Genomic DNA, 23566 nt, shown 5'->3' on the forward strand with positions numbered 1-23566 from the left:
ATGTTTTTTGCAGAATGGAAGAAGAGCCACCGTAATCATTTTCATAGTAAAATGGTCTACTTTTCTTTATTCATTTGGCCTGTATTATTATTTGCGACTGCTTATTTTTCGGTGAAACCATTTGATACATCAAATAGTAGCCCACTGGCAAAATGGATGGATCCAAAGCAAATTAGCTTTTTTCTCATTACAGGTTATATCGGCTATGTTTTCTTTTGGAGTCTCGTTCAATCAGCATGGCAAATGTCATGGGAACGTCAAAATGGAACATTAGAGCTCATTTTTTTAACACCTGTATCACGCGTATGGATGATGTATTGCCGGGCGGGAGCAAATTTAATAGAAGGTGTATGGATGTTTACCGTTTTCTCTATACTCATTGTCTTATTTCTTGATGATGTGAAGGCACCACCAGTTGAAAATATTGCATTTGCTTTTATTGTGTTATGTATTTCAGCAGTTGTATGGGGAGGAGTCTTGAACACTATCTTTTTATTTTCAAGAGATGCGAGCATTCTCTTTACAATTTTAGAAGAACCGATGCAATTTTTTGCTGGTGTACGTATTCCTGTTGTTGTGTTACCTCTATGGGGAAAAATAATGGCAGCGTTGTTTCCATTAACATATGTGCTGCAAATATTTCGCTCGCTATTGATGGAGGGAGAGAGTGTTATAGATCTATTCCCAGACTTATGCTTGTTATTTAGTATGTTAGCCTTGTTGGTGGTCATATCTTATTTGCTCGTTCGAAAGGCAGAAAAGCATGCAAAACGAACAGGGAATATGGTTTTGTTTTAAGAGGAGGGAGAAAAAATGGAGATTTTTCAAGGTGCAGCAGCATTATGTATAAACAAAGATGGAAATTTATTAATGGTACTACAAGGACGACCAGATGTAAAAGAGGAGGAATTAAAATGGTCCGTTCCATCTGGTGGAAAATTTGAAAATGAAACATTTGAACAGTGTTGTATACGTGAAGTAAAAGAAGAAACGGGATATGATGTACGAATCATTCAAAAGGTACATGAAAAAATTGGTGACAGCAATGGGTATAACGTTCATATTGTGTACTATGAAGTAGAAGTGATTGGCGGAAAAGCAGAAATATGTGACCCGGACGGTTTAATTCATGAAATTAGCTGGAAAAGTTTGAGTGAAATAGAAGGAATCCACTTATCTTTTCCAGAGGATAAAGAGTTGTTTCATCAATTTGTTCTAGGGCCCCGTCAACAAAACGCGAATTTCGTACGCTAAGGAATTTTTAAGGCAAAAAACTTGGTTTCACCGTACGTTAAGAAGGTTCCATAAACGATATTTTGCATTTGATATGGGACTTTGTTTTTGGTACTGATTTTTGACCGTATTTCAGTTAGTTTTATTAGAACTCAATGAAGTTCCTTAAACGTTCGTTTTCGGTTCTTTCTTCATAGGGAGGAATTGGGGATTTATGTTAATACAGAAGTGAGATTGTAAAGAATTGTACTTAAACTAAAGGTCAGTTTTGTGGAAAAGGATATTGTTCAATGCAATAGAATAAATATGGTAGATGCCCTTTTAACATGAATAAAAAAGGTAGAAGTTTATTGGGAAATTTTCTGGAGGAAGACAATGCTAAAACCCTGTATTGATAGAGAAGTAAAAGAAAATTAGAATAAATTAAAGGGAGAAGAGTGATGATTGATATTTTAAAGATTTTTGTGGCCTTAGCTTTGGGCTACCTTTTAGGCAGCCTGAATACAGCGGTGATTGCAGGGAAAATATACGGCAAGGACATAAGAAGCCATGGAAGCAAAAACGCCGGGCTTACCAATACTCTGAGGATACTTGGGAAATCTGCTGCGGTGTTTGTTCTTGCGGGAGATATATTAAAAGGGATAATTGCCTGTTTTATAGGATTGTTCCTTAGCGTTTACTTTTATTCGGGAGAGGCTAAAGATTGCGTAAGCCTTTTAGCAGCAGGCGCAGGAGCGGTTATAGGGCATAATTGGCCGGTATATTTTGGGTTTAAAGGGGGCAAGGGAGCACTTACAGCAGTGGCTGTGCTGTTTATGGTTGACTGGGTTATGGCTCTTTTATGTCTTGGCTTTTTTGTGATAATAGTAGCTTTAACCCGTTATGTTTCTTTAGGTACAATATGTGCTACAATGCTTGTTGCGGCTATTTCATTTATTCCTGTTTTTGAGAATACCTTATATTTTTATATATTTGCGTGCCTAATGGCGTTTATGGTTATTTTCAGGCATATGGAAAATATACAAAGGCTGCTTTCAGGAACAGAAAATAAACTTATTTTTTCGTGGCGTTGAGCATGTCGTCAAAATAGAAAAAATTTGGAGTTAGTTAACCGTTTAAAACAGGAGGCCATATGAAAACAAACAAAGCCCATATGCTCTCTGACAAAGAACTTCGCAACCTTCAGATGGTTCTTCTGGAAATGCTTTTGAAAATTGATCGGGTTTGCAAAAAAAACGGCATAAGCTGTCGGAGACGTTAGTTTAATATGACATTATTTGGAGATAGAGGAATTGTTAAACAATAAGGCTATATAGAAACCCTGATTCTTTTGCCTAGTATAGAGAAATCAGGGTTTTAATTTCTCGAAAATATCTTAGCGTACAAAATTTGGCGGGACCCCTGCAAGTGAAAATATCGGTTTTTTATTTTGTGTTATTACCATATTCATAATGATAGTTATGAAACAGGTATAACCTTTTTAACTATGCCTATCAAACTAATATTTTGAAGAATTCCCAAAATGAAGGTTTTATCTCTCATAGTTGTTTATGGAATTTTAGCTCATTTTTTCATTTTGGGGAACAATGAATTTCTTAGCTTACTGGGCATGACTGTATGGATTTGGAGAAGGTCTTACACATGCTGGACATATCATTAAGTGAAATTTAGCAAAAGTATAAGATGATATTTTAAACTCTATTGAATTAAAAGCTCTTATATTCAATAAATCTAAGGGCTTTTTACGATACATAATTTGTATAGGAGAATTATTATGGACATTTTATTGATTAGACATGGTAAATCAAAATTTACTGAAAATAATAGAATAACCTGCAAAGAATTTAAAAATTGGGTTGAAAAGTATGATTATAATGGGGTTTTTGAAGAACCTTCTTATCCTTCAGAAACACTTAAAAAAATATCGTCAGCAAATATTGTTATTACAAGTGATTTAAAAAGGTCTGTCGAGTCAGCAAAGTTATTAAATCCCAAATTGAAGGCAATATCTGTGTCTCTGTTTCGTGAAACTGAGTTACCTGCTCTTTCAAGAAAATTATTGGATTTAAAATTAAAACCAAGTAATTGGGCCGTGATTTTAAGATGTTTATGGTTTTGTGGTTATTCAAATGAATGTGAGTCATTAAATAATGCTAAACGGAGGGCTAAGAAAGCATCTCAATTATTGATTGATTATGCTCGAAAACATAAATCAGTAGCCTTAGTTGGTCATGGTTTTTTTAATATGTTGATAGCAAAAGAGCTACAAAGAATGGGATGGAAAGGTAAAAGAAAAACAAGTACTAAGCATTGGGGTTGTACTATATATTCCTTGTAGTGATCACCATACATGCCCATCAAGCTAAAGTTTTAATGTACCCCAAAAATAAAAATTTTCTTTCACTACAGTTAATTACTTTGAGAAGTCAGCGTATTTTTTCATTTTAGGAGTATTTTGTTTTGTTAGCTTGATAGTGATGGGGTGGGACCCGTATATAAATAAAGGCGAAGTCTTCAAAGAGACTCCGCCTTTTCAACGTACAATAAATTTCAACAATTACTAGCTATTTCCTAAACATTGCTCCTCATTTACCAACCTGTTTATGCTTTTTTCAAACTTTGCACCAGAACCTTTCAATCTATATACTAAAAATAAAAAAATCTGAAATGTATTTACATATACATTATTTGTAAGATATGATTAGAGGTATGTTCCGAATATATCAAAAATTTGGAAATTTTGTAATTTTTATTAATTATTTAAAAATAGAGGGGTGTAATATGAAAAAATTACATGCATTAGCATTAACAATGGGTTTAATGACTTCAGCTGTGGTTGTACCTACTGCTACTTTTGCAGGAAGTGATGATTTACCTTATTTGAATGAAATTAAGAAAATGCAACCAGATTTGAGTACATCGGAATTAATATCAAGTATTAATGAAATGGCAAAGAATACAGGAAATACGAAAGAGGCAATTTCTGAACAGATTTATAAAGAACTCAAAGCAGATGAAGCTCAAAGTAAAAAAGAAGCAAGTAAAAAAGTAAATACGTTAGGAGGAGGAGGAGGTACAGTATCTGTAGGTAATAGCAATATGGGCGATTTCTTTTATACTGCTTCATATACTGCATATTTGAATCATGGACATGTTGGTATGTACTATAGTTCAAATACAATAGTAGAATCAGTTCCAGGTGACGGAGTACGTACACTTAGTACAACAGCTCGCAAAGTCGATAAAGGCGACGCTGTTGTCAAATCTGTAAATACTACTTGGCAAAACAAAAATGATGCTGCATGGTGGGCGAAAGATCGTGTAGGTAAAGACGGATATTCTTATAATTTCGCTACGAATAGAACTACCACTCATTATGGAGACAAAAATTGTTCAAAACTTATCTGGTCAGCTTATAAGCTTAATGGTGGTTTAGATTTAGACAAAGATGGTGGCGCTGGCGTATATCCACGAGATGTTCGTGATGCGAAACAAACATCAGTAGTTCGACATATTTAATAGAAAGAAGTGCAACGAATACATTTGTTGCACTTCTTCTTGTAAGAAAGGAATATATCATGATGAAAAAACTACTATTTGTTATTTTAGGTGTAATTGTGATTACAGTATTAGTCTATTTCTTCTTTTTCAGTAACTCAAATGTGGATTGGATATCTGAGGAAGATGTTCAAAAAAAAGATTTTTTGAAGGATAAACACGCTGTGATATACCTTTCTTCTACAGCTGATCAAGACATGGATGGTAAGGGTATTAGTTATGCAGTGTTTATTAATAAGAATGGGGAAGCAAGTGGTTATAAAATGAATGGTTTAGAGCTTGGTGGTATAGGAGTATCAGAAAATAAAAAAGAACTTTTATTAGAAAGTAAGGATAAGCTTAAATTTGTAGGGGAGAACTTTAAAGAGTTTAAGATGAAATACCAACATACAGGAGATTACAGAGCATATTTAAAGAACAGCGACTTGTTTGTAAATATCTATAATTCTGGTAGTAATCCTGATACCGGAGGATATGATTCAAACGTTGTATATGGTAATAAAAAAGGCATTCATAAAGGAAATATTCCACATTATCTTATGAGCTCTGGAGTGGATGAAGAAACTATTTTAGTCATAACTCAAGATATAGACAAAAAAGAATATAGTCTAAAAAAATTAGTATTTAATGATCTAAAGATGAAACTTGAAGATGTTACAGAAATTAGTTTAGATAAAATTATGTCATATTCTAGTTATTCTTCTATTTTAAGTGATTCAAATTATTACTATACGGTTTTAGTTGAAAATGATAATACGATTAAAGGAAAAGTTTATTTGTTGCGTATCGATAAAACGACATTAAAACAAGAATTAATTTTGTTGTCTTCCGAAGAGAACACTACAGCTTCAATACCATTTACAAAATATAATTCCGCGTATTTTTATAACAATGAATTATATTTTATAAATGGATTAGGTAATGTTATTACGTTTAATACACAGACAAATACAGTAAATACTAAATTTAAGATTGACTATCATGTAACAGATGGTGTTAGATACAATGAGCAAACTTTCTTCAAGGGCGATCAATTACATGTCTTACGGTATGATGAAAATCGAAAAGATAAATATTATATAGAAATTTATTCTTTAAAAAATGGTAAGAAAATTAAAGAAAGTGAAGTTATAGGTATGGAAGAAATCATTAACTCTGTCCAGGGAGGGAAATCAATTCATGCTTATGATTTTAAAGTGTTAGGTTCAAAAAATTAAATAAGTGGATTTGAGTCAATATTTTGGACACAAGAAAATTAAATCTATGCTACTTTTTTAGCTAGATCTTCTATTGCTTGGGGAGTTTTATAACCAATACTACTATGAATTCTCTTGCGGTTATACCATCCCTCAATGTATTGAAATAGTGCTACGTTTGCTTGTTCAAATGTGGCATATTTTGTACGATATACTTTTTCTTTCTTTAAATTTGCATGAAATGATTCGGTACAAGCGTTATCATACGGGCAGCCTTTCTTACTGAAAGAGGGCTTTATTTTATAATTCGTAAGTAGGGTTTGAAATTCTTGACTTGTATATTGTGTGCCTAAGTCGGTATGTAGAATAAGGCCTTCTGATGGCGTTTGAGTATAGTAAGCGCTTTCTAACACTTTTACCACAAGGTTCGTTGTCATGTGGCGGGACCTCATAATGAAAGAAGAGAATAGTAATATAGAAGAAACCATATGGGAATTTTTCATGCGGTTTCTTCTATATAATTAGTAGTAACTTTCAATCATGAATTATATAAATCTATTTTAATTTTTTAACATCTTTGTCTAGCTCTGCCTCCTAAGCCTCCATGTCTAAGAACCTTCCACACGAGAAGGTAAAAAACACCTTCTATGTGAAAGGTTCTTAGACAGCGGGTCTAAACAGTCGGCTCCGCTTTTCTTTATGATCCAGCTCCAGCGGCTAGAACAGTCGGTGGCTTCGCGTCTTCCGCCGAGGCAAAAAGCGCCTCTATGTCAGAAGCTCCATCCCCCTCTTGTTCTGAGCGAGCCACTTCCGCTTTTCTTTATAAGTCGCTGCCGTGCAGAATAAAACATGATAGCTACTTGCTTTCTCCCTTTGTTTTAAAGGCAGGGAAAGACCCTGACCGCTTCTATGCACAGCCAGATGCTCTGGTCTCATCATTAAAAAAGGGGTTTTATGTCAGTTTTTCAAATTGTATTTAGAATATTACTGCTTACAAGCCTCAACATCGATCCCAGCAGCAATTAATTTTTGTTCTCCTTCTTTCTCAATAATCTTTTGTAACTTTGATAAGAATGAATCAAAATCTGTATGCTGGGCAACTTGGAATGTCATTTTATGTTCAATAGGAAGCCACGTATCGATGTCTGCTTCATTATGTTGGATTTTTACTTCTAGCTTATCTAAAGCATTTGCTACTTTTGCTTCATACGTTTCTTTTTCTTCAAACTCCATCCATAGTTCATATAATTCTTCCCCAAGTGGACCTGACAATGTATGTTTAATATTTAGGATTGCTTGTTGTTCGTTTTCTTGTTTTTTTCGTTGTAATTCTTCACTATTCATTGTATCGAATGCAGGGATATCACCAGCTTCAGCTTCGACTAAATCGTGGATAATTACCATCTTAAGTAACTTTTCGATATTCACTTTTTTATCTAAATAAGGATGAACGAGGATAGCCATGAGTGACATACGCCATGTATGCTCTGCTACACTCTCTTGACGGCCGTTAGAAAGCCAACTGTGCCGCATTTCATATTTTAGTTTTTCTGCTAGTGCAATAACTTTTAAAATATTATATTCCATATAAATTCCCCTCCATATATATTAATCTTAATACGAAAGTAGAATGTGTCAAATTTATATTAAATAATTTCAGGGGTTATTTGGAATTGAATGTAATATTATTATAGTTTTTCTTATGTTAAAATAAGGAAGGGGAGTGAAGAAAATGAAATTAGATATTGAAAGAGTTGTATTTATTGGCCGTACGTTTGAAGAGTATTGTGATATGTTCCAATTATGTGATGAGGACATACAAAATAAGAAAATACTAGATTGCCCAGCTGGTGCTTGTTCATTTACTGCAGTCGCAAATGCAAAAGGCGGAGATGTAACAGCTTGTGATGTTGTATATCAATTTGATGGGGAAGCTTTATATGAAAAAGGATTACAAGATGTAATACATACGATGGAACATATGGAAAAAGCAAAAGACAATTACATATGGAATTATTTTTCTAGTGTAGAAGATTTACGGAAGCACCGTTTAGAAGCACTTCAAGTTTGCGGAACGGACATGAAACATAATCAAGAGAAGTATGTGTATGCTACGTTACCTAATTTGCCTTTTCAAGATGAAGAATTTGATATAGTTTTATCAGCACATTTTCTATTTATGTATGGTGATCGCTTCGATTATAAGTTCCATGTTGATACGATTACAGAATTGCTCCGCGTTGCGAAACAAGAAATTAGAATTTTCCCATGTATCGATTTAAAGGGTGAACGATATGAGTTTTTAGACGAGCTTATAGGAAATTTACGAAACAACGGATGCGAAGTAGAAGAAGTACAGGTCCCATATGAGTTTCAAAAGAATGGGAATACGATGCTGCAAATTAAGAAGGGCTGTTAGTATATGAAAATGGGACAATCTTTATATATAAGCTAAAAACCTCTGTCTTTTTAGCAGGGACGAGAGCCTCTGGCCGCGCATAGAAACGGTCAGTGCTTTTTCCTACCACATGCAAGGTTTAAAACAAAAGGAGAAAGCAAGTGCGAATTACATGGTGTATTCTGCATAGTAGCGACTTATATATCGAAAGATTAAAATGGATTAAGACTATAAAAGCCGCCTCATTTTGTTGAATATTCAGAATGTTCTTGACTGTGTTAGGTTCTTTTTTTATATTAGTAGGTATAATTATAACGACTAAAGTCAGTGTTAAGGATTAGTAAATCTAGATAGGTGCCGGGAAGTGGAAGGATGCGATTTTGAAGGAGGGATTGAGGTGGAGCGAGCAACAGTTTTGCAGGCGCAAGATGACACGTTTATGCAAGGCGTGAAAGACTGTTTGCCGACAGTTCTTGGTTATTTAAGTATCGGAGTAGCATCAGGTGTTATTGAAAAAACAGCTGGATTTTCATTAACAGAAATTGCGCTTATTTCGTTGCTGATTTATGCAGGTTCAGCGCAGTTTATTATGGCTGGAATGTTTGTAGCAGGTGCACCAGCTTCTACTATTATTTTTACAGTTTTTTTTGTGAATTTAAGACATTTTTTAATGAGCGCAGCATTAGCTCCCTATTTAAAAAAAGTATCGGTTTGGAAAAACATAGTGATTGGTTCGCAACTTACAGATGAAACATTTGGTGTTGCAGCCCAGCATGTAACAGGAAAACAATATGTAAGTGAAAAATGGATGCTCGGTTTAAATATGACAGGTTATATAAATTGGGTAGCAGCAAATATCATTGGTGGTATTTTGGGAGACTGGATACCAGATCCGCATACATACGGGATGGATTATGCAATTCCAGCGATGTTCATCGGCTTGTTTGTTTTACAACTTGTGAGCAGTCGTCCGGAGCTATTTGTTCATCTTTGTGTTGCAATTGCATCAATGATCATTGCATATGGTGCTCATTTCTTTGCATCAAATAGCGTAGCTGTTATTATTGCCACACTTGCAGCAGCAACAATTGGGATGGTGATTGAAAAATGGAAGTAAGATGGGATTTGTTACTTGTTGTGCTCGGATCTGCAATTGTCACATTTCTTCCGAGAGTCGTACCACTACTTGTATTAAGTAAAGTAGAAATTCCAGAATGGGGATTGAAATGGCTGGGTCATATTCCAATTGCAATATTAGCAGCATTGTTGGCACAAACGTTATTTATGCATGAAACGATAAAAATAGATTATGTAATAGCAGCTATTCCAACGTTTCTTGTTGCGATTTTCACACGGAGTTTACTTGGGGCTGTATTAACGGGAGTCATTGTGGTGTTTTTGTTGCGTTTCTTTTTTTCAGTTTAATAGAGAACCTTCTCTTTAATAGAGGTTTCAGTTTTTAGGATAAAGCGGTCATTCATCTCCGCATTTCAATGGGGAGATGAATGACTGCCTTCTTTGTGTTATCTACACACTATATGTACTATACTTGATGATTTGAATTATTGATAATATTTAGAAATTATTTTATGCTATATGTATGGAAAATAATTCAAATCTTAAACATGCGAGAACTTGTGTTTATAACGTTAACTATCATATCGTTTGGTCGGTCAAATATCGAAGAAAGCTGCTAACAGGAAAAATTGAACAGTATCTGAAGGAGCTTTTTCAGGAATTTGTCAATGAAAAAGGGTTTGAAGTCGTCATGATGGAGGTTGGCGAACAAGACCATGTTCATGTATTTGCTTCAACCCATCCTAAAGTGGCTCCCTCTTATATTGTTAAAATGTTAAAAGGAATCTCAGGGCGAAAATTGTTTTTGGAATTCCCTAAAGTTAAAGGGGAATCATGGAAATTGAATTTATAGAATCGTAGGTTCTATATTGAAACGGTTGGTTCTATAAACGAAGAAGCGATTAAAAAGTATATTGCAAAACAATCGAAAGGTGGGTGAGTCATGTGATTCGTGCATCTTATTTTATATTCAAGCCGAATAACGAAGTAGATCGGATTTTAATTCAGTTGGGGTATGCAGCAAGAAAGTTATGGAATGTCGCAAACTATGAAAAAATGAACTGGAATAAGGAGTCTAATGCTCCTTTTCCTGATTGGTATGATCAGAAAAAGAGACTAAAAAAACATTTTTGGTACAAAAATTTGCCCTCGCAGTCAGCACAGGAAGTTTTAAAAGTTCTTCAAGAAGCGTGGGTATCGTTTTTTGAATTAAAAAAGTCAGGAGGGATTGAAAGCCCAAAGCCTCCACGCTTTAAGCAAAAAAACGTGAATGTCAAGTTTTTGAATAATGGGTTTTGTCTAGATGGGAAAAATCTTCGGCTCTCGATCCCAGCACAACAAAAGGCTTATTTAAAAGAAAAGTATAACATTAAAAAGAAGTTTATCTATATTCCCGTTCCTACTCATATCAAACTAGGTGTTATTAAAACCGTGGAAGTGAAGCTCATATCTGATGGAGAGTACAAGATTATACTAGCTCAAGAATATCCAAATTGTTCGGTTTACGAAAAAAGTGATAAATGTATGGCGATAGATATCGGGGTCGCGAATGCCCTTACTTGTTATGATTATCGAGGACATTCACACATCATTTCTGGTCGCCAATGGCTGTCTGTTGAACGGTATTTTCATAAGAAAATAGCTCATTATCAAGCTATTTCAGACGCTCAACAATCAGTTAAAGGAATCGAATATCCGAAAAAATCTAAGAGAGTCCTTCAGTTATATAAGAAAAAGAGAGCTCAGACGTTTCATATCTTGCATTGTATGACAAAGAGAGTAATTGACATAGCAGTACAACAAGGAGTCGAGACCATTGTGATCGGCGATATTTCAGGGATTCGCGAAAAAGCTAACTTAGGGAAGAAGAACAATCAAAAATTTCATGCTCTTCCATTTTTGAAAATGGTTCAAATGATTACTTATAAAGCAGAAGAAAAAGGAATAGCTGTTCAAATAATCAAAGAAGATTATACTTCTCAGGTTTGCTCAATCTGTAAACCCATTCCTTCAAAGGAACATGCAAAAAAAGGTAATCGTAGACATAGAGGTCTTTATGTTTGCGAAGAATGTAAAACGGTTATCAATGCAGATGTAAATGGAGCCATTAACATCTGTAAAAGGTATCTGAAAGAGCTAAATGTTCAATCAGTAGTGGTGTTGGACACGCCAAATGTGTATACGTTTAACGGACAACAGTTCGTGGCGTAGAACTTGAAGCTCACCATTTTAATGGCGATGTAGTTCACAAAGAGGAGTATTTCATATTATATCGAACTTTGTAGTATAACGATTACTAAGGGAGGATGCCATGCTTATTTTAGCAAGCGGAGTTGTTATGTTTATGCTTTTTCTCTGTGTTGTAATAGGATTTACTGTATATAAAATGCGTGTTCAAAAAGTGACACCTCAAATTTACTACACGCCATTTGATTCCATTAGCGCACAATCGCGTGTGGAGTTTCATAAAGAGCAGGAAGATAGGGAAGAACGCACGGATGAAGGGGAAGATAACGATAGATAAAAACTATTTTATGTTGAAAGGGCAAAAATGAAAAAGTTTAAAATAATTTGTATTACTAGTGTTGTAACAATTTTGATTCTGCTTGGAATCTCTGTTTTTTCACCCTACAATGTTTTAAATCGTGTTCATGCAGAAGGGATTTTGCAAGAAAAAGAATTAAAAGATGAATTTGAAAGTAAAAACGTAAAGAGCGTTATATATAAAGGTGATCATACTTATGTTGTTAAAACGGATACGAAGGAATATGTTGTAATTCAAGAATACTACACATTTATGAACTATAAATGGAAGGTATATGAACTTCAAAAAACGTGGGGTTAAAATAAACATAACAGAGGAGTAGGTGCTACTTCTCTGTTATGTTTTGAAGAAAAGAACGTATCATCTCATACCCTTGATTCGCAGCTTCCTCGTTGTATGTTGTAGAAAATGGATCAAGAAATCCATGCTCTCCGTTAAACTGTTTTATATTTAGAAGGGGATGGCCTTTACTTTGTAAACTCTCAATCAAAGTAGAAACTGAAAAACTAGTTTCGTTTGCTGGGAATAATAAAAGCGCCTTGCATTTCGGTACAATATTTGTGTAATCACGAATGCGTGAACCATAGCAACCAATAACAAAATCAATTCTAGAATCTTCACTACATAACCAAGCAATTGTTGCGCCAACGCTAAATCCGAGAACTCCTACATACGTATAGTTATTTCGGAGTTCAGCGAGCATATCTTCAATTTGTTGTTTTCCCTGTTGAAATCCAACGTTCTTCATAAAATGTAAATATGCTTCTGATTCCTTATCGTAATGAAAGGGAGAGGAGCGCTGTAATAAATTCGGACAAATAACGTCTATAGTCGCAGAGGAAAGTGTATGAATGACATGTTCCATATGTTGATTGATTCCGTATATTTCATGTAGAAGAAGAAGAGCAGTTTTCTGTTTCATAGATTAAGACTCTCCTTTTGCAATACGATACTCTCTTTCAACGAGACAAATTCTTGTATGAAACTGTTCATACCATTGTTCTCTTCCTCTTTTTCTGGCGATGGTATGGGAGGCGTGTTCTTTCCACTGCTTGATTGCTTCAAGCGATTCCCAATATGAAATAGTAATACCAAATCCAGCTTCATTACGAACGCTTTCAACATCGATAAATCCGGGTTGCTGCGCTGCTAGTTTTACCATTTCATCTGCTACGATTTCGTAATCGTCAGTTTCAGATGATAGTTGAGAAGTGAAAATGACGGCATAGTATGGAGCTTTGTTCATTGTGTTTCCCCCTTACTATAAATTTTTTCTTTTTAGTTTATCACGAAATCTGAATAGTGTGTCATTTTTGTCTAAATTAAATACTAATTTCATTTACCGTAGTAAGTGTAATATTAAATAAGAAAGAGAAGCATATAAGTCCATTTTAATTTCCCGATATATAAGTCGCTACCATGCAGAATACAACATGACCGCTATTTTCTCTCTTTGTTTTAAACATCGCATGTGGCAGGAAAAGGCCCTGACCGCTTCTAGGCGCGGCCAGATGTTCTTGTCCATCCTAAAAAGAAAGGGGTTTTTATGTCACTTTTTGTGTTTACATAGGCAATAAGACAGTTTCTTAAGCGGGGGAATTGCCTGCAAGTGATAAAAGAACTCCCACTTCAAAATAAAATGAAGTGGGAGTTTTCATATTTCCTCTAAGCTGTTAATGGGAACGGTAAGTTCACGATTTGGATTTGTTGCCTCGTATATGCGCGCAGTTTCATTTGTTTCATCGACATGTTGAATCATAACAGACATGCCTTGAAATGTTACATTTGTTTGTTCCATTGATTCTGAAATTTCTTTTGCTCTTTGAATGTTCATTTTCAAACTCCTCTCTATATCCGATTGGTAAATCATCAAGATGGAAGTTTTCTTGTACTATTATTTTCCCTAAAAACAAGGGATAATATACCAATTGGTAGAGAGTTCACAGTTTTTGAATCATTTGTAATGTTTCTTCAGTGAAAGAAGAGAACATCGGAGCATGGTAATCTCGCATAGCATTGTGTGCTTGTTTTGCTTCATACAGTGCTTGTTCTGTATTTTCCAGGTGCATATAGCATAATGCACGAAAAGAGCCAGCTGTAGTCAGTAACGCTAGGTCTATTGGATGATGCGTATAAGTAGGGATTGTCACTTGGTTGAGCTCATGTAATGCTTCGTGATAACGGCCTAAACCATATAATGCTTTTCCTTTTTCAAGATAATAGAAGCCGTTTTTTTCGGGCTCTAGCTTTATAATAAGCTCTCTTCCATATGTTTCAACATGAGAAAGTGCTATTTCATATTGTTTCGTGATTGTATTATGAAAATAACCTTCTAATAGATGAAGGGTGGTTAATGACAAATTATTTTCTGTAAAGATGGCAAATTGCTTTGATTTCTCTAAATTGTGTAAATATCCTTCTGTATCTTTAACAAATATAGCTTGAAAAGATAAAATACGATAAAACTCATCCATTTTATAGTACACCTGATTTTTTTTAGAAAAATGAAGTGTTTGTAAAAGGATAGCTTTACATTCCTCATAATTCCCAAGTGCTAATAAAAGAATAGCTTCATACCAAAAAAGCTCAATTTGCATAATTAAATCCATTTCTAAATGTTTTCCATTATATTCGTCACGAATAGAATGAATCAATTGTAAGCATTCATTATATTGTTTTTGTCGAAACAATGAGTAGTAGGAGATAAGTTTTGTTTCGGTACTTTCCCGATATAAAGCATATTTTTCAAAAATGATGATGGCTTTCTCGATATACGTTTGTACATCGTAGTTTCCAGTATAAGTTTTTACTTTTGCATATTGTTTATATAAACGTGCAGTGTTCAATGTAGACGGTAGTGCATCATGCACAATAGGATGAAGGATTTCATATACCTCTTTAAAACGCAAATCTTGTATATGTTGTTCCATCTCTTGTACAAGAGTAGCAAGTTCATTCGCGTCTTCTTCTAACAAAAAGCTTGCATCGCAGCCGAGTTTGTCAGCGAGATAATGCAACGTTTTCATAGAAGGAGTTGCTTTACCATTTTCAATTTGACTGAGCATGCTTTTTGTTAGTTCTGTCCCAGCAAGTTCAGATTGGGTGAGTTTCTTTTCTTTTCGTAATGCCCGTATTTTTTCTCCGAGAGTAGTCATAGAACTCCTCCTTTTATATAAAAGTTAAATGTGATTAAACTTTTTATTGCTAAATTTTGAAAATTAATTATATAATAAGTTTAACACAATTTAACTTTTAAGGGGAGAGTGAGTGTATGGAGGGTGTATTAAAAAATCAAGATGATACACGATTGAAAATTGCAAAGCGAAATATTGTTTTGATGATGATTGGAAAATTATCATCAATGCTTGGAGCAAATATTTATACGTTCGCAATGGGGCTATATGTTTTAAAAACGACAGGGTCTGGTATGGGATTTGCGATTACACTTGTTTGTGGTGCTGTTCCGCGTTTAATTTGTGGGCCAATTGCCGGGGCAGCAGCAGACCGAGTTAGCCGAAAGAAGCTTGCTGTTGGAGCTGATATATTAAGTGCTCTTATTATGTTCACCATGTTTTTACTTTCAACTTCATTTGAACTTTCATTAATCTTCATCTATGTATCCGCAGCACTGTTATCGATATGTGCAAGTTTTTTCTCTATCGCTTTAACATCGTCAATTCCATCTCTAGTTGATACAACACGTATTCAAAAAGCAAATTCATTAAATCAAACAGCTACATCGCTTGCAACCATTTTAGGACCGGTTATTGGTGGTCTTGTATACGGCTTATTTTCTATAAAATTCTTTTTTTTACTGAATGGTATTACATTTGCTCTTGCGGCAATTGTAGAAGTATTTATGGTTTTTGATTTGTATAAAGCAAATAAAAAAGAAGAGAAGGGTCATTTTTTAACGAGCATAAAAGAAGGTTTTATATATGTGAAAGAGCAAAGTGATATATTTTCGATGTTGAAACTTTCACTTTGGATTAATTTCTTTTTTTGTGCAGTTACGGTCTCACTTCCGTATATTATTGTTCAAAAATTAGCACTTTCCTCTCAGCAATTTGGAATCATAGAAGGAATGTTTGCGGTTGGAATGCTAATTGCTTCTATTCTTTTATCCGTTCGAGCAGAGACAACAAATAAGTTTCAGACGATTCGCAGGAACCTTTTTATATTATCAGCCTTATTGTTTTGCATTGGATTGCCAATGTTTCTTTCATTATCTAATACAATGATTTTCATATATTACATTACCCTTATGATTCTTTTTGGGGTGAATTTAATCGCAATTAATGTTCCAATGCAAGTATATGTTCAAAAAACGACAGCACCTGAATATTTAGGACGTGTATTTGGGTTAATTGAAACGATTGCAACAGCAATTGTCCCACTTGGAACGCTTTTGTATGGTGTGCTTTTAGACTATATACCAGCATACATTGTTATTTTTATATCAACAATTGGGCTGTTTGTTGTTGTTTTCTTTGGAACGAGGCAATGGAAGGATATTAGGCATCAAGAGGGAGTGTCTATGTCTTAAAAATGAACAGTCATTGTTACAAAAATATGAACTTCCTACATTTGGAGAAAAAAAGGAGTATACTAATATCATAATCCAATTACAAGGAAGTGTCGGAATGAGTACGGTTAGTGTTGTATATGGAGTTATTCTTTCTTCTCTTTTTGTTTCTTTCATTATAGGCGTAACACATTATATTCGGAAATGGAAAAAAGGAATTGCGAAGCTAAACCATATTGAAGAAGAAGTAAGTGATTTCATGTTACATCACGGAAAATAATTTTTACAAAATCTATTATCCGCAGCATTTTTTAGAATAATTAAAAGTTCATAATTTTATTATGTAAACAGAAAGGGCATGGTGTTTCAATCAAACATCATGCTTTTTGCTAAGTAAAGTATGATATTACTTGATAATTAAACCTATATATACAAGTTAAAAAATGACATAAAAACCCCTTTTCTTTTAGGGGGGACGAGAGCATCTGGCCGTGCATAGAGGTGTTCAGGGCCTTTTCCTGCTTTAAAACAAAGGGAGCAAGCGAGTACAGGTCATGTTGTATTCTGCCTAGCAGCGACTTATATGTTGAAAAATCAAAATGGATCCATAATAAATAAGGTAAAGGGGACAGGGGAATGACTACTATTTATTTTGTACGGCACGCGCATTCTATATATACACCCGATGAGAGGGAAAGACCGTTATCTGAGGAAGGTTGGCAAGCCGCAGAGAGAGTGACAGAAGTATTGAAAAATGAATCTATAGATGTTGTAATTGCTAGTCCATATAAGAGAGCTATTCAAACAGTAGAAGGGGTTGCCAAACATTTTCAATTACCAATTGAATTAGAGGAAGATGTAAGAGAGCGTTTATTAAGCTTGGAGCCTGTTCAAGATTTTGAGCAAGCTATTACAAAAGTATGGGAAAATCCTTTGTTTCATATAGAAGGTGGAGAATCGAACATTATTGCTCAGGAGCGCGGGGTTTCTTGTATAATGAGAATCTTGGAGAAATATAAAGGAAAAAATATTGTTATAGGAACACATGGAAATATTATGGTCCTTATCATGAATTATTTCGATTCCAAATATGATTTTTTATTTTGGAAGGGGTTACAAATGCCTGACATATATAAACTGACATTTACAGAAAATCAACTTGTTCAAGTAAATCAAATTTGGAAAGAAGACTTTGTAAAGAATGTGTGAAGATTAACGAAAAGAGCAGGAGATTATACAGCAGCCATAGAAATAAATGGCTGGAATATAAAAGCTTTTAATAAAAGGAGGCTGTTCATATGTTCGAGAAAAACAATCGATTTTCATCCATGCCAGAAGAAGTTGTGGAAGTTCATAATGTATATGAGATTTTACCACCTGACGGAACGATTATTGGTATGGCAACACCTGAAGAAATGGAAATTGCTGCAGAACTAGAACTAAAACATTATGCCTTTTCACGTTTAATGGAAGCTAATATTCAATTAGACGGTGCCTCCTATAAAGAGATGCTAGAAGAATTTGAAGAATATGAAAGAAAATCAATGGCTTTCTGGCGGGCATTGCATGAAAGATTATCTGTGCCATGGGCGTGGGTATTACGTGTTGATGTCGCAAACGGTCCTATTCATGTAAGTACTGGGAACTTGTTTTATGATGTAGAAGAGTTAGAAGAAAACTTTGAATAAAAAGAAGAGGAAAGCAGTGATTCTATTGCTTTCCTCTTCTTTTTACAAGTTATGTAGATTTTTTATTGCTTCTATTATAATGTCTGGTCGGTCTCTCTCAATGGAGTGCCCAGATTTAGCAGCAGTAATAAGTTGGCTTTGTTTTGAAAGTGTAGTTTGTTCATGAATAAGTTCTTGCCACACAGTTTCTAGGGCTACCGCTTCTTCATAAGGAATACCATCTTGAATAGCTTGTTGGATAGAATGATGGGCATCTCTTTCAATAATTATTAATGGTATGTTAGGGAATGGTTGCATATTCTTCATCTTTTGAGCACAATCTTTCCAATGAATGATTTCCGAAGAAACGGCTTTATAAAGGGCTGGAGAGATTGGAAAAGATAACAATAGCTTTTGTATTTCAGCAAGTAATGTAGTTTGTGCGGTTGTTAGTTTTGGGAATACTTCCTGTTGTAATTGAGCGGTGTCTAAATCGGCATAGTATAAACATTTTTCAATCCATTTTTCATCTGAATCTGTCTCATCTAATGTAGGTAAGTCGAGTTCATCTAAGCGGTGCAGATTCATAGAGGTTGAATCTACGAGAACAAGTGAAGTAACTTGTTCTGGATAGAGCATAGTAAAATGTTGTACGCATAAGCCGCCATAAGAATGGCCGACTAAAATAATTGGTTGTTGAATGTGTAAAACACGTAGCAATTCTCGTAATTCATAAGCGGTTTGCTCAGTTGTCCGCTCTTCCTCACTTAATTCACTTGCTCCGTAGCCAGGACGATGAAACAAAACAACTTTGTAGTATGTAGAAAGTTCATTTGCAACTTCAATCCAATTATAAAAGGAGCAAAACATACCGGTTTGAATCACAACAGTTTGCGTACCTTCTCCTGTAATTAGCACTTCAACTTTTTTTCCGAAAACATCTACTTGTGTAATCAAAATAACGCCCCCCCTTAAGTTTGAAAAAACCTCTGACAAGCTAATAATATTCCCCATACTCCTATACCGAATAGAATAGAAGTGCTAAGTGAAAATGAGTTGCGAAGCCCTAAATATACAATGAATAATAGCAAGGCTGATGCAGGAAATCCATATAACACGCCAAGTGCAAAATCACTTAATTTTTCCCTAGAACCTCCCTCAACAGAAATCCAAAATAAACTAAGCAAACTAATTAACGGAAGTGCGGCAATGAAGCCGCCAAGTGTACTATAGTGCTTGGCAATCTCTGTAACGCCCCCAATAATAAGTGCAGAGACGATTACTTTAATGAGAAAAGACATCATATGCCTCCTTTGCTAATAATTCGAATGCAGATTGAATCAGCTTTTTTTCTTCTTCAGATAATTTCTCTTCTACTTTTTTTAGTTTTGTCTCATCGAGCAGTGTGTGTGTAGCTAATGCTTGCTGTCCTTTTTCTGTTAGCTTTACAATTACAACTCGTTCATCTTGTTGACTACGCTCCTTTATTACAAACTCTTTTTGAATTAATCGTTTAATATGTTCAGAAGCCGTGTTATGTGAGAGATGTAGTTTTGCTGCGATAGTACTAATGGTTTGTGCTTCTTGTCGAGAAATCATTTGTAAAATACGAATAGCTTGGTGAGTTAAATTTTCTTCATATTCATGACGAAGATAAAAATAAATTGTTTCCCAATGTTTATTTATTAGCATAATTACAACTCCTTTTTTATATCGTATTATACGATATAATCGTTTGTAAAGATATATATAGTTCTATTTGTGAAATTTTTCTTTGGAAAAGTATCTTTTTTTTAGTAGATAATATAAGCTTATCTTATAATCACAATGAAACGAGGGATGGGGATGAAGGCTGTACATACCTTTAAATGGATTAGTGATAAAAAAGCGTATTTAAATGAAATTCATGTTGAAGAGCTAGGTCCTCTTTCTATCGGATTATATGGCGGGAATTCAGAGGGAAGTGCAGTTGAAAATGAGGAAGCTGTCCTTGCTTGGTGTGATCCACATGGTACATGGGAATTTGTGATGATTTTTGATGCAGAGCATACAATTGAAAGAGCGCAGTTTATTATAAATATAATTTGTGAAAGAAAAGAGAAATTACTACAACTATTTTCATATCCAAACCATTTAGTTTTTCATCATACACATATGTATTTATTATCTCTATTTACAGATGAAACATTTATTGAAGAAAGTGAGAAGATGCGAGGGAAAACAGATTGTCTCATTTGTCTTCGGAAAGATCAGCTCGTGTATTGGTTGTCGGTAGGAGAGTGCTTCATTTATTTATTCCATCCAGAGTTACAACAATGTAAACAGGGCCGTTTAAATGAGCAACGGTTTTATGAGCGAATTGGTAGACGAAATGTTTTTGCAGCAGCAACGCCTTGCTTTACATCAGGTGTTCGTGAATTACAGAAAGGAACAAATCATATTGTGGTAGCAACAGATAAAATCATCGCATGTGGCGAACGAATGTTTAAAGAGGAACATTTCTTATATCATTCGTTGCTTAATGTTAGATATATACTGGAAAAGATGAATGCTTGGAAAGAAACAAATAGTGCTGCAATTATAGGTTGGACTGTGGATGTGGGCGGGTAGATTGTATTTGTAAGAATATGTTGATTATTAAAATATTTCCTTATAAGGATAAGTATTACTATCTCTCTTATTACTAAATAGTAGGATGAGGGGCTATGGATTTTATGAACTGTAAGCCCCCGCCTAGATTTTTTTGATTCTTTACAATCTTAGGAGGGGCTGATATTGAGGTGAAAGTAGGATTTATATAAAGCTATTTTCATTTTTCGACATATAAGTCACTGCTATACAGAATAAAATGTTACCTGTATTCGCTTGCTTCCTTTGTTTTAAGTGTTTTAAGTCTAGCTATATATAATGATTGTCATTCTTTTTATAGTTTAATATGGTATATCTTTAGCCATTCATTTACTTGAAGCATATATTCCATGATACTTCTAACTTGAAGTTCATCAATATGAAAACTTTTTCCTTCGGCAATGGTTCGTAATTTTGTTTTATCAACGAGACTAAAGATAGGTGCATTATGATCAGATAACATTTCAAGTGTTAAGTTACGAATCATTTGTAAATAATTTGGATCTTGTGAAGTAGGATAGGCACTCTTTCTTCTATTTCGAACATCATCAGGTAAAATATCTTTAAATGCTCTTCGTAAAATCCCTTTTTCGATGTTATCAATGCTTTTTATATGGAATGGTACGTTCCATAAATATTCGACAAGTCTGTAATCACAAAACGGTACTCGTACTTCAAAGCCAACATTCATACTCATTCGATCTTTACGATCCAGTAGAAATGGTAGGAAACGTGTTAAAAATAAATAGAACATTTGCCGCTGTCTGGCAGATTTGTAGTCCTCGCCTGGTAGACTTGGTACTTCTGCAACAGCTTCTTGAAATCGCTGTTGTATATAGGAATCTGTGTTTAATTGGTGTTTTACATCTTCTAATAGTAAGTTTGATGCATTGTTCATACTATAGAGCCAAGGAAATGTATTGATAGATAGGAATTCTTCCTGATGAAACCAAGGATATCCCCCAAATACTTCATCTGCCGATTCCCCAGATAATGCAACTGTGGCATCTTTTTTCATTTCCTGAAATAGTAAATAAAGTGAAGTTTCCATTTCACCAGCACCTGGTAAATCACGTGCGCGTAGAGGCACAAATAAATGACTTACTAGTTTATTTGCATCTACAATAATGTCATGATGGTTTGTGCCGACATATTCTGATACCCGATTTATCCACGGGGCGTCTAATCCTGTACGAGAAAACGTAAGTTCAAAGTCTTGGGCACTGTTCACAAAATCAATAGAATATGTGTTTAAAATTTTGTTATCTTTTTGGAATTCTTTTCTAGCTAATGCTGTAATACCGCTTGAATCTAAACCACCTGACAACATACATACGAGAGGAACATCGGCGATTAATTGCCTTTTTACTGTATCTTGTAGAATACTACGAATATGTGCTGCTGTTGTATCTGGATCCTCTGTGTGTATTTTGCTTTCCAGTGTCCAATATCTTTTTACTTCGGTTTTGTTACGTGTACAAGTTAGATAATGACCTGCACGTACTTCTTGTATATGCTTAAATACTCCACATCCAGGTGTGCGAAATAAATGTAACCCAAATATTTCATTTAGGCCATCTGTATCTATTTCCGTTTGAACAGCAGGGTGGGAGAGAAGAACTTTTAATTCTGAACCGAAAATGATACTACTGCCTTGCTGTATATAGAATAGTGGTTTCACTCCTAAATGATCGCGTGCCATAAATAATTGCTGCTTTTGTTCATCCCAAATTGCAAAAGCAAAAATCCCATTTAGATGTTGAACACATTCTTCGTGCCATTGTAAATACGCATGTAATAATACTTCTGTATCAGAATGAGTGTAAAATGTATGACCATGTTGTTTTAATATTTCTCGAAGTTCACGAAAGTTATAAATTTCTCCATTATACGTAATTGCATACGTATAATCTCCAGCTTGATATGTTTTTGGCTGAGAACCACCTTGTGGATCAATTACAATTAATCTCCGATGAGCGAAGGCCGCATGTGTAGAAAACCAATAACCTTCTGCATCAGGACCTCGATGTTCAATACTATTCGCCATTTTTTCAAGAATCGGACGTTCATTTGAAATATCCTTCAACCAATCAACCCAACCTGCAATACCACACATTCTTTTCATCCTCTCTTAATACAAGAAATTGATAGTTAGACTTGAAAATACTATTTATAAAATTATATAAATAGTAACTTTATAAATAGTATATTAGATTAACTAAAAGATAAGTTTGAGAAAGTTTTTATTGATGTAGATACCTTTCTTACAAATCCTGTTTATAAGGTGGAATCTTTTTTTATTTACCATCATACATATATATAATGTGGCCACAAAACGTTCATGCAGTATAGTGTCGAAAGGAGTTTGGAAAAAGAATGAGTTATGGGCTTCGTTATGCTGTAGAAAAAAGGAAGAAACTATTGATTGAGAAGTTAATTGATGTAGGGATATATAAAGTATTAAATAAGCAGTTGTACGAATTAACTTTGGATGAATTGGAAAAAGAATATCAGGATCTTTTAAAATATGAAGGGGTGCCAGCTTATATAAATATAAATTAAAGAATCGACATAAAAACCCTTTTTCTTTTTAAGCGGGAGAGAGCAAGTAGCGGTCATGTTGGATTCTGCATAGCAGCGACTTATATGGCGAAAAAATAAAATGGATATATAGTTTATTCAGTATTCTCCTTTTTAGAAGAATTCAAGATGATAGATACGGTTTGCTATTGGTAAGAG

29 protein-coding genes and 1 pseudogene are annotated in these 23566 nt (G+C 34.5%); 20 read left to right on the forward strand and 10 right to left on the reverse strand.

Features of this window, described 5'->3' with window-relative positions; genetic code table 11:
- From WAZ07_RS06115 to WAZ07_RS06140, 7 genes and pseudogenes are all read left to right on the forward strand, one after another.
- On the forward strand, positions 1-798 hold the full coding sequence (locus WAZ07_RS06115; protein ID WP_336471815.1) for an ABC transporter permease: 798 nt from the start codon (positions 1-3) through the stop codon (positions 796-798).
- Positions 799-813: 15 nt separating this feature from the next.
- Complete coding sequence (locus tag WAZ07_RS06120) at positions 814-1254, forward strand: NUDIX hydrolase (protein WP_336471721.1); 441 nt, start codon at positions 814-816, stop codon at positions 1252-1254.
- A 419-nt stretch (positions 1255-1673) separates the two neighbouring features.
- Entirely contained in the window at positions 1674-2306 is a 633-nt protein-coding gene (gene plsY, locus WAZ07_RS06125) for a glycerol-3-phosphate 1-O-acyltransferase PlsY (protein WP_336471722.1), read from the forward strand.
- 701 nt (positions 2307-3007) lie between these two features.
- Positions 3008-3571, forward strand: coding sequence for a phosphoglycerate mutase family protein (locus WAZ07_RS06130; RefSeq protein ID WP_336471723.1), 564 nt, complete (start codon positions 3008-3010; stop codon positions 3569-3571).
- Between the two features lie 165 nt (positions 3572-3736).
- Positions 3737-3808 (forward strand): annotated as a pseudogene (locus WAZ07_RS26390) (IS6 family transposase); the annotation flags it as partial.
- Positions 3809-4014: 206 nt separating this feature from the next.
- Positions 4015-4752 (forward strand): hypothetical protein, encoded by a 738-nt coding sequence (locus WAZ07_RS06135; RefSeq protein ID WP_336471816.1) that lies wholly within the window; start codon positions 4015-4017, stop codon positions 4750-4752.
- Positions 4753-4814: 62 nt separating this feature from the next.
- On the forward strand, positions 4815-6008 hold the full coding sequence (locus WAZ07_RS06140; protein ID WP_336471817.1) for a hypothetical protein: 1194 nt from the start codon (positions 4815-4817) through the stop codon (positions 6006-6008).
- Between the two features lie 44 nt (positions 6009-6052).
- On the opposite strand, the gene WAZ07_RS06145 is transcribed toward WAZ07_RS06140, so the two are convergent.
- Together WAZ07_RS06145 and WAZ07_RS06150 are read right to left on the reverse strand one after the other, a co-directional pair.
- On the reverse strand, positions 6053-6490 hold the full coding sequence (locus WAZ07_RS06145; RefSeq protein WP_413788867.1) for a transposase: 438 nt from the start codon (positions 6488-6490) through the stop codon (positions 6053-6055).
- A gap of 481 nt (positions 6491-6971) precedes the next feature.
- On the reverse strand, positions 6972-7574 hold the full coding sequence (locus tag WAZ07_RS06150) for an HD domain-containing protein (protein WP_336471724.1): 603 nt from the start codon (positions 7572-7574) through the stop codon (positions 6972-6974).
- 145 nt (positions 7575-7719) lie between these two features.
- On the opposite strand from WAZ07_RS06150, the gene WAZ07_RS06155 reads away from it, so the two are divergent.
- The 7 genes from WAZ07_RS06155 (at position 7720) to WAZ07_RS06185 (ending at position 12307) form a co-directional block, all read left to right on the forward strand.
- Complete coding sequence (locus WAZ07_RS06155; RefSeq protein ID WP_336471725.1) at positions 7720-8406, forward strand: class I SAM-dependent methyltransferase; 687 nt, start codon at positions 7720-7722, stop codon at positions 8404-8406.
- 418 nt (positions 8407-8824) lie between these two features.
- Positions 8825-9502 carry an AzlC family ABC transporter permease gene (locus WAZ07_RS06160; protein ID WP_336471819.1) on the forward strand — a complete coding sequence of 226 codons (678 nt, stop codon included), beginning with the start codon at positions 8825-8827 and terminating at the stop codon, positions 9500-9502.
- On the forward strand, positions 9493-9810 hold the full coding sequence (locus WAZ07_RS06165) for an AzlD domain-containing protein (RefSeq protein ID WP_336471726.1): 318 nt from the start codon (positions 9493-9495) through the stop codon (positions 9808-9810). Before WAZ07_RS06160 ends, WAZ07_RS06165 begins: the two co-directional genes overlap by 10 nt.
- Positions 9811-9985: 175 nt before the next feature.
- On the forward strand, positions 9986-10315 hold the full coding sequence (tnpA, locus tag WAZ07_RS06170; protein ID WP_396549497.1) for an IS200/IS605 family transposase: 330 nt from the start codon (positions 9986-9988) through the stop codon (positions 10313-10315).
- Positions 10316-10407: 92 nt separating this feature from the next.
- Entirely contained in the window at positions 10408-11673 is a 1266-nt protein-coding gene (locus WAZ07_RS06175) for an RNA-guided endonuclease InsQ/TnpB family protein (protein WP_336471727.1), read from the forward strand.
- A gap of 100 nt (positions 11674-11773) precedes the next feature.
- The gene (locus tag WAZ07_RS06180) at positions 11774-11986 is read left to right on the forward strand and encodes a DUF3951 domain-containing protein (RefSeq protein WP_090912308.1); all 213 of its coding nucleotides are present in this window, start codon (positions 11774-11776) and stop codon (positions 11984-11986) included.
- A gap of 27 nt (positions 11987-12013) precedes the next feature.
- Positions 12014-12307, forward strand: a complete 294-nt coding sequence (locus WAZ07_RS06185) for a hypothetical protein (RefSeq protein ID WP_090912306.1) — start codon at positions 12014-12016, stop codon at positions 12305-12307.
- Between the two features lie 25 nt (positions 12308-12332).
- On the opposite strand, the gene WAZ07_RS06190 is transcribed toward WAZ07_RS06185, so the two are convergent.
- The 4 genes from WAZ07_RS06190 to WAZ07_RS06205 all read right to left on the reverse strand — a co-directional run bounded on the left by WAZ07_RS06190 (position 12333) and on the right by WAZ07_RS06205 (position 15162).
- A complete protein-coding gene (locus tag WAZ07_RS06190; protein ID WP_336471728.1) occupies positions 12333-12929 on the reverse strand; it encodes a dienelactone hydrolase family protein in 597 nt (198 codons plus the stop codon).
- Positions 12930-12932: 3 nt separating this feature from the next.
- A complete protein-coding gene (locus WAZ07_RS06195; RefSeq protein WP_090912302.1) occupies positions 12933-13253 on the reverse strand; it encodes an antibiotic biosynthesis monooxygenase family protein in 321 nt (106 codons plus the stop codon).
- Positions 13254-13661: 408 nt separating this feature from the next.
- Positions 13662-13841, reverse strand: coding sequence for an H-type small acid-soluble spore protein (locus tag WAZ07_RS06200; RefSeq protein WP_090912300.1), 180 nt, complete (start codon positions 13839-13841; stop codon positions 13662-13664).
- A gap of 106 nt (positions 13842-13947) precedes the next feature.
- Complete coding sequence (locus tag WAZ07_RS06205; RefSeq protein WP_336471729.1) at positions 13948-15162, reverse strand: helix-turn-helix domain-containing protein; 1215 nt, start codon at positions 15160-15162, stop codon at positions 13948-13950.
- 116 nt (positions 15163-15278) lie between these two features.
- On the opposite strand from WAZ07_RS06205, the gene WAZ07_RS06210 reads away from it, so the two are divergent.
- The 4 genes from WAZ07_RS06210 to WAZ07_RS06225 all read left to right on the forward strand — a co-directional run bounded on the left by WAZ07_RS06210 (position 15279) and on the right by WAZ07_RS06225 (position 18220).
- Complete coding sequence (locus WAZ07_RS06210; RefSeq protein WP_336471730.1) at positions 15279-16553, forward strand: MFS transporter; 1275 nt, start codon at positions 15279-15281, stop codon at positions 16551-16553.
- Between the two features lie 97 nt (positions 16554-16650).
- Positions 16651-16812, forward strand: coding sequence for a peptidase (locus WAZ07_RS06215; RefSeq protein WP_336471731.1), 162 nt, complete (start codon positions 16651-16653; stop codon positions 16810-16812).
- A gap of 356 nt (positions 16813-17168) precedes the next feature.
- Positions 17169-17741, forward strand: coding sequence for a histidine phosphatase family protein (locus WAZ07_RS06220; RefSeq protein WP_336471732.1), 573 nt, complete (start codon positions 17169-17171; stop codon positions 17739-17741).
- Positions 17742-17830: 89 nt separating this feature from the next.
- Entirely contained in the window at positions 17831-18220 is a 390-nt protein-coding gene (locus WAZ07_RS06225; RefSeq protein ID WP_090912291.1) for a hypothetical protein, read from the forward strand.
- 42 nt (positions 18221-18262) lie between these two features.
- On the opposite strand, the gene WAZ07_RS06230 is transcribed toward WAZ07_RS06225, so the two are convergent.
- Genes WAZ07_RS06230 through WAZ07_RS06240 form a run of 3 tightly spaced genes read right to left on the reverse strand, consistent with a single transcriptional unit; the run spans position 18263 to position 19891 of the window.
- On the reverse strand, positions 18263-19156 hold the full coding sequence (locus WAZ07_RS06230; RefSeq protein WP_336471733.1) for an alpha/beta fold hydrolase: 894 nt from the start codon (positions 19154-19156) through the stop codon (positions 18263-18265).
- A 14-nt stretch (positions 19157-19170) separates the two neighbouring features.
- On the reverse strand, positions 19171-19500 hold the full coding sequence (locus WAZ07_RS06235) for a DUF3147 family protein (protein WP_090912289.1): 330 nt from the start codon (positions 19498-19500) through the stop codon (positions 19171-19173).
- Positions 19484-19891 (reverse strand): transcriptional regulator, SarA/Rot family, encoded by a 408-nt coding sequence (locus tag WAZ07_RS06240; protein ID WP_396549485.1) that lies wholly within the window; start codon positions 19889-19891, stop codon positions 19484-19486. Before WAZ07_RS06240 ends, WAZ07_RS06235 begins: the two co-directional genes overlap by 17 nt.
- A 153-nt stretch (positions 19892-20044) precedes the next feature.
- Here WAZ07_RS06240 and WAZ07_RS06245 point away from each other — a divergent pair, with 153 nt between their 5' ends.
- Positions 20045-20809 carry a hypothetical protein gene (locus WAZ07_RS06245; RefSeq protein WP_336471734.1) on the forward strand — a complete coding sequence of 255 codons (765 nt, stop codon included), beginning with the start codon at positions 20045-20047 and terminating at the stop codon, positions 20807-20809.
- A gap of 313 nt (positions 20810-21122) precedes the next feature.
- On the opposite strand, the gene asnB is transcribed toward WAZ07_RS06245, so the two are convergent.
- Positions 21123-22943, reverse strand: a complete 1821-nt coding sequence (gene asnB, locus WAZ07_RS06250) for an asparagine synthase (glutamine-hydrolyzing) (RefSeq protein WP_336471735.1) — start codon at positions 22941-22943, stop codon at positions 21123-21125.
- Positions 22944-23203: 260 nt separating this feature from the next.
- Here asnB and WAZ07_RS06255 point away from each other — a divergent pair, with 260 nt between their 5' ends.
- Positions 23204-23389, forward strand: coding sequence for a Fur-regulated basic protein FbpA (locus WAZ07_RS06255; RefSeq protein ID WP_336471736.1), 186 nt, complete (start codon positions 23204-23206; stop codon positions 23387-23389).
- Positions 23390-23566 lie beyond the last annotated feature (177 nt).

Source organism: Bacillus bruguierae (assembly GCF_037104725.1).
Taxonomy (GTDB): domain Bacteria; phylum Bacillota; class Bacilli; order Bacillales; family Bacillaceae_G; genus Bacillus_A; species Bacillus_A bruguierae.

Excerpts from the sequence above, each read along its gene's own strand:
- WAZ07_RS06145 (WP_413788867.1), bottom strand. The coding sequence starts at position 6,490 with ATGAAAAATTCCCATATGGTTTCTTCTATATTACTATTCTCTTCTTTC.
- WAZ07_RS06205 (WP_336471729.1), bottom strand. The coding sequence starts at position 15,162 with ATGACTACTCTCGGAGAAAAAATACGGGCATTACGAAAAGAAAAGAAA.
- WAZ07_RS06210 (WP_336471730.1), top strand. The coding sequence starts at position 15,279 with ATGGAGGGTGTATTAAAAAATCAAGATGATACACGATTGAAAATTGCA.
- WAZ07_RS06130 (WP_336471723.1), top strand. The coding sequence starts at position 3,008 with ATGGACATTTTATTGATTAGACATGGTAAATCAAAATTTACTGAAAAT.
- WAZ07_RS06135 (WP_336471816.1), top strand. The coding sequence starts at position 4,015 with ATGAAAAAATTACATGCATTAGCATTAACAATGGGTTTAATGACTTCA.
- plsY (WP_336471722.1), top strand. The coding sequence starts at position 1,674 with ATGATTGATATTTTAAAGATTTTTGTGGCCTTAGCTTTGGGCTACCTT.
- asnB (WP_336471735.1), bottom strand. The coding sequence starts at position 22,943 with ATGTGTGGTATTGCAGGTTGGGTTGATTGGTTGAAGGATATTTCAAAT.
- WAZ07_RS06200 (WP_090912300.1), bottom strand. The coding sequence starts at position 13,841 with ATGAACATTCAAAGAGCAAAAGAAATTTCAGAATCAATGGAACAAACA.
- WAZ07_RS06220 (WP_336471732.1), top strand. The coding sequence starts at position 17,169 with ATGACTACTATTTATTTTGTACGGCACGCGCATTCTATATATACACCC.
- WAZ07_RS06155 (WP_336471725.1), top strand. The coding sequence starts at position 7,720 with ATGAAATTAGATATTGAAAGAGTTGTATTTATTGGCCGTACGTTTGAA.
- WAZ07_RS06180 (WP_090912308.1), top strand. The coding sequence starts at position 11,774 with ATGCTTATTTTAGCAAGCGGAGTTGTTATGTTTATGCTTTTTCTCTGT.
- WAZ07_RS06160 (WP_336471819.1), top strand. The coding sequence starts at position 8,825 with ATGCAAGGCGTGAAAGACTGTTTGCCGACAGTTCTTGGTTATTTAAGT.
- WAZ07_RS06245 (WP_336471734.1), top strand. The coding sequence starts at position 20,045 with ATGAAGGCTGTACATACCTTTAAATGGATTAGTGATAAAAAAGCGTAT.
- WAZ07_RS06195 (WP_090912302.1), bottom strand. The coding sequence starts at position 13,253 with ATGAACAAAGCTCCATACTATGCCGTCATTTTCACTTCTCAACTATCA.
- WAZ07_RS06185 (WP_090912306.1), top strand. The coding sequence starts at position 12,014 with ATGAAAAAGTTTAAAATAATTTGTATTACTAGTGTTGTAACAATTTTG.
- WAZ07_RS06225 (WP_090912291.1), top strand. The coding sequence starts at position 17,831 with ATGTTCGAGAAAAACAATCGATTTTCATCCATGCCAGAAGAAGTTGTG.
- WAZ07_RS06120 (WP_336471721.1), top strand. The coding sequence starts at position 814 with ATGGAGATTTTTCAAGGTGCAGCAGCATTATGTATAAACAAAGATGGA.
- tnpA (WP_396549497.1), top strand. The coding sequence starts at position 9,986 with ATGGAAAATAATTCAAATCTTAAACATGCGAGAACTTGTGTTTATAAC.
- WAZ07_RS06255 (WP_336471736.1), top strand. The coding sequence starts at position 23,204 with ATGAGTTATGGGCTTCGTTATGCTGTAGAAAAAAGGAAGAAACTATTG.
- WAZ07_RS06115 (WP_336471815.1), top strand. The coding sequence starts at position 1 with ATGTTTTTTGCAGAATGGAAGAAGAGCCACCGTAATCATTTTCATAGT.
- WAZ07_RS06150 (WP_336471724.1), bottom strand. The coding sequence starts at position 7,574 with ATGGAATATAATATTTTAAAAGTTATTGCACTAGCAGAAAAACTAAAA.
- WAZ07_RS06235 (WP_090912289.1), bottom strand. The coding sequence starts at position 19,500 with ATGTCTTTTCTCATTAAAGTAATCGTCTCTGCACTTATTATTGGGGGC.
- WAZ07_RS06215 (WP_336471731.1), top strand. The coding sequence starts at position 16,651 with ATGAGTACGGTTAGTGTTGTATATGGAGTTATTCTTTCTTCTCTTTTT.
- WAZ07_RS06140 (WP_336471817.1), top strand. The coding sequence starts at position 4,815 with ATGAAAAAACTACTATTTGTTATTTTAGGTGTAATTGTGATTACAGTA.
- WAZ07_RS06240 (WP_396549485.1), bottom strand. The coding sequence starts at position 19,891 with ATGCTAATAAATAAACATTGGGAAACAATTTATTTTTATCTTCGTCAT.
- WAZ07_RS06190 (WP_336471728.1), bottom strand. The coding sequence starts at position 12,929 with ATGAAACAGAAAACTGCTCTTCTTCTTCTACATGAAATATACGGAATC.
- WAZ07_RS06165 (WP_336471726.1), top strand. The coding sequence starts at position 9,493 with ATGGAAGTAAGATGGGATTTGTTACTTGTTGTGCTCGGATCTGCAATT.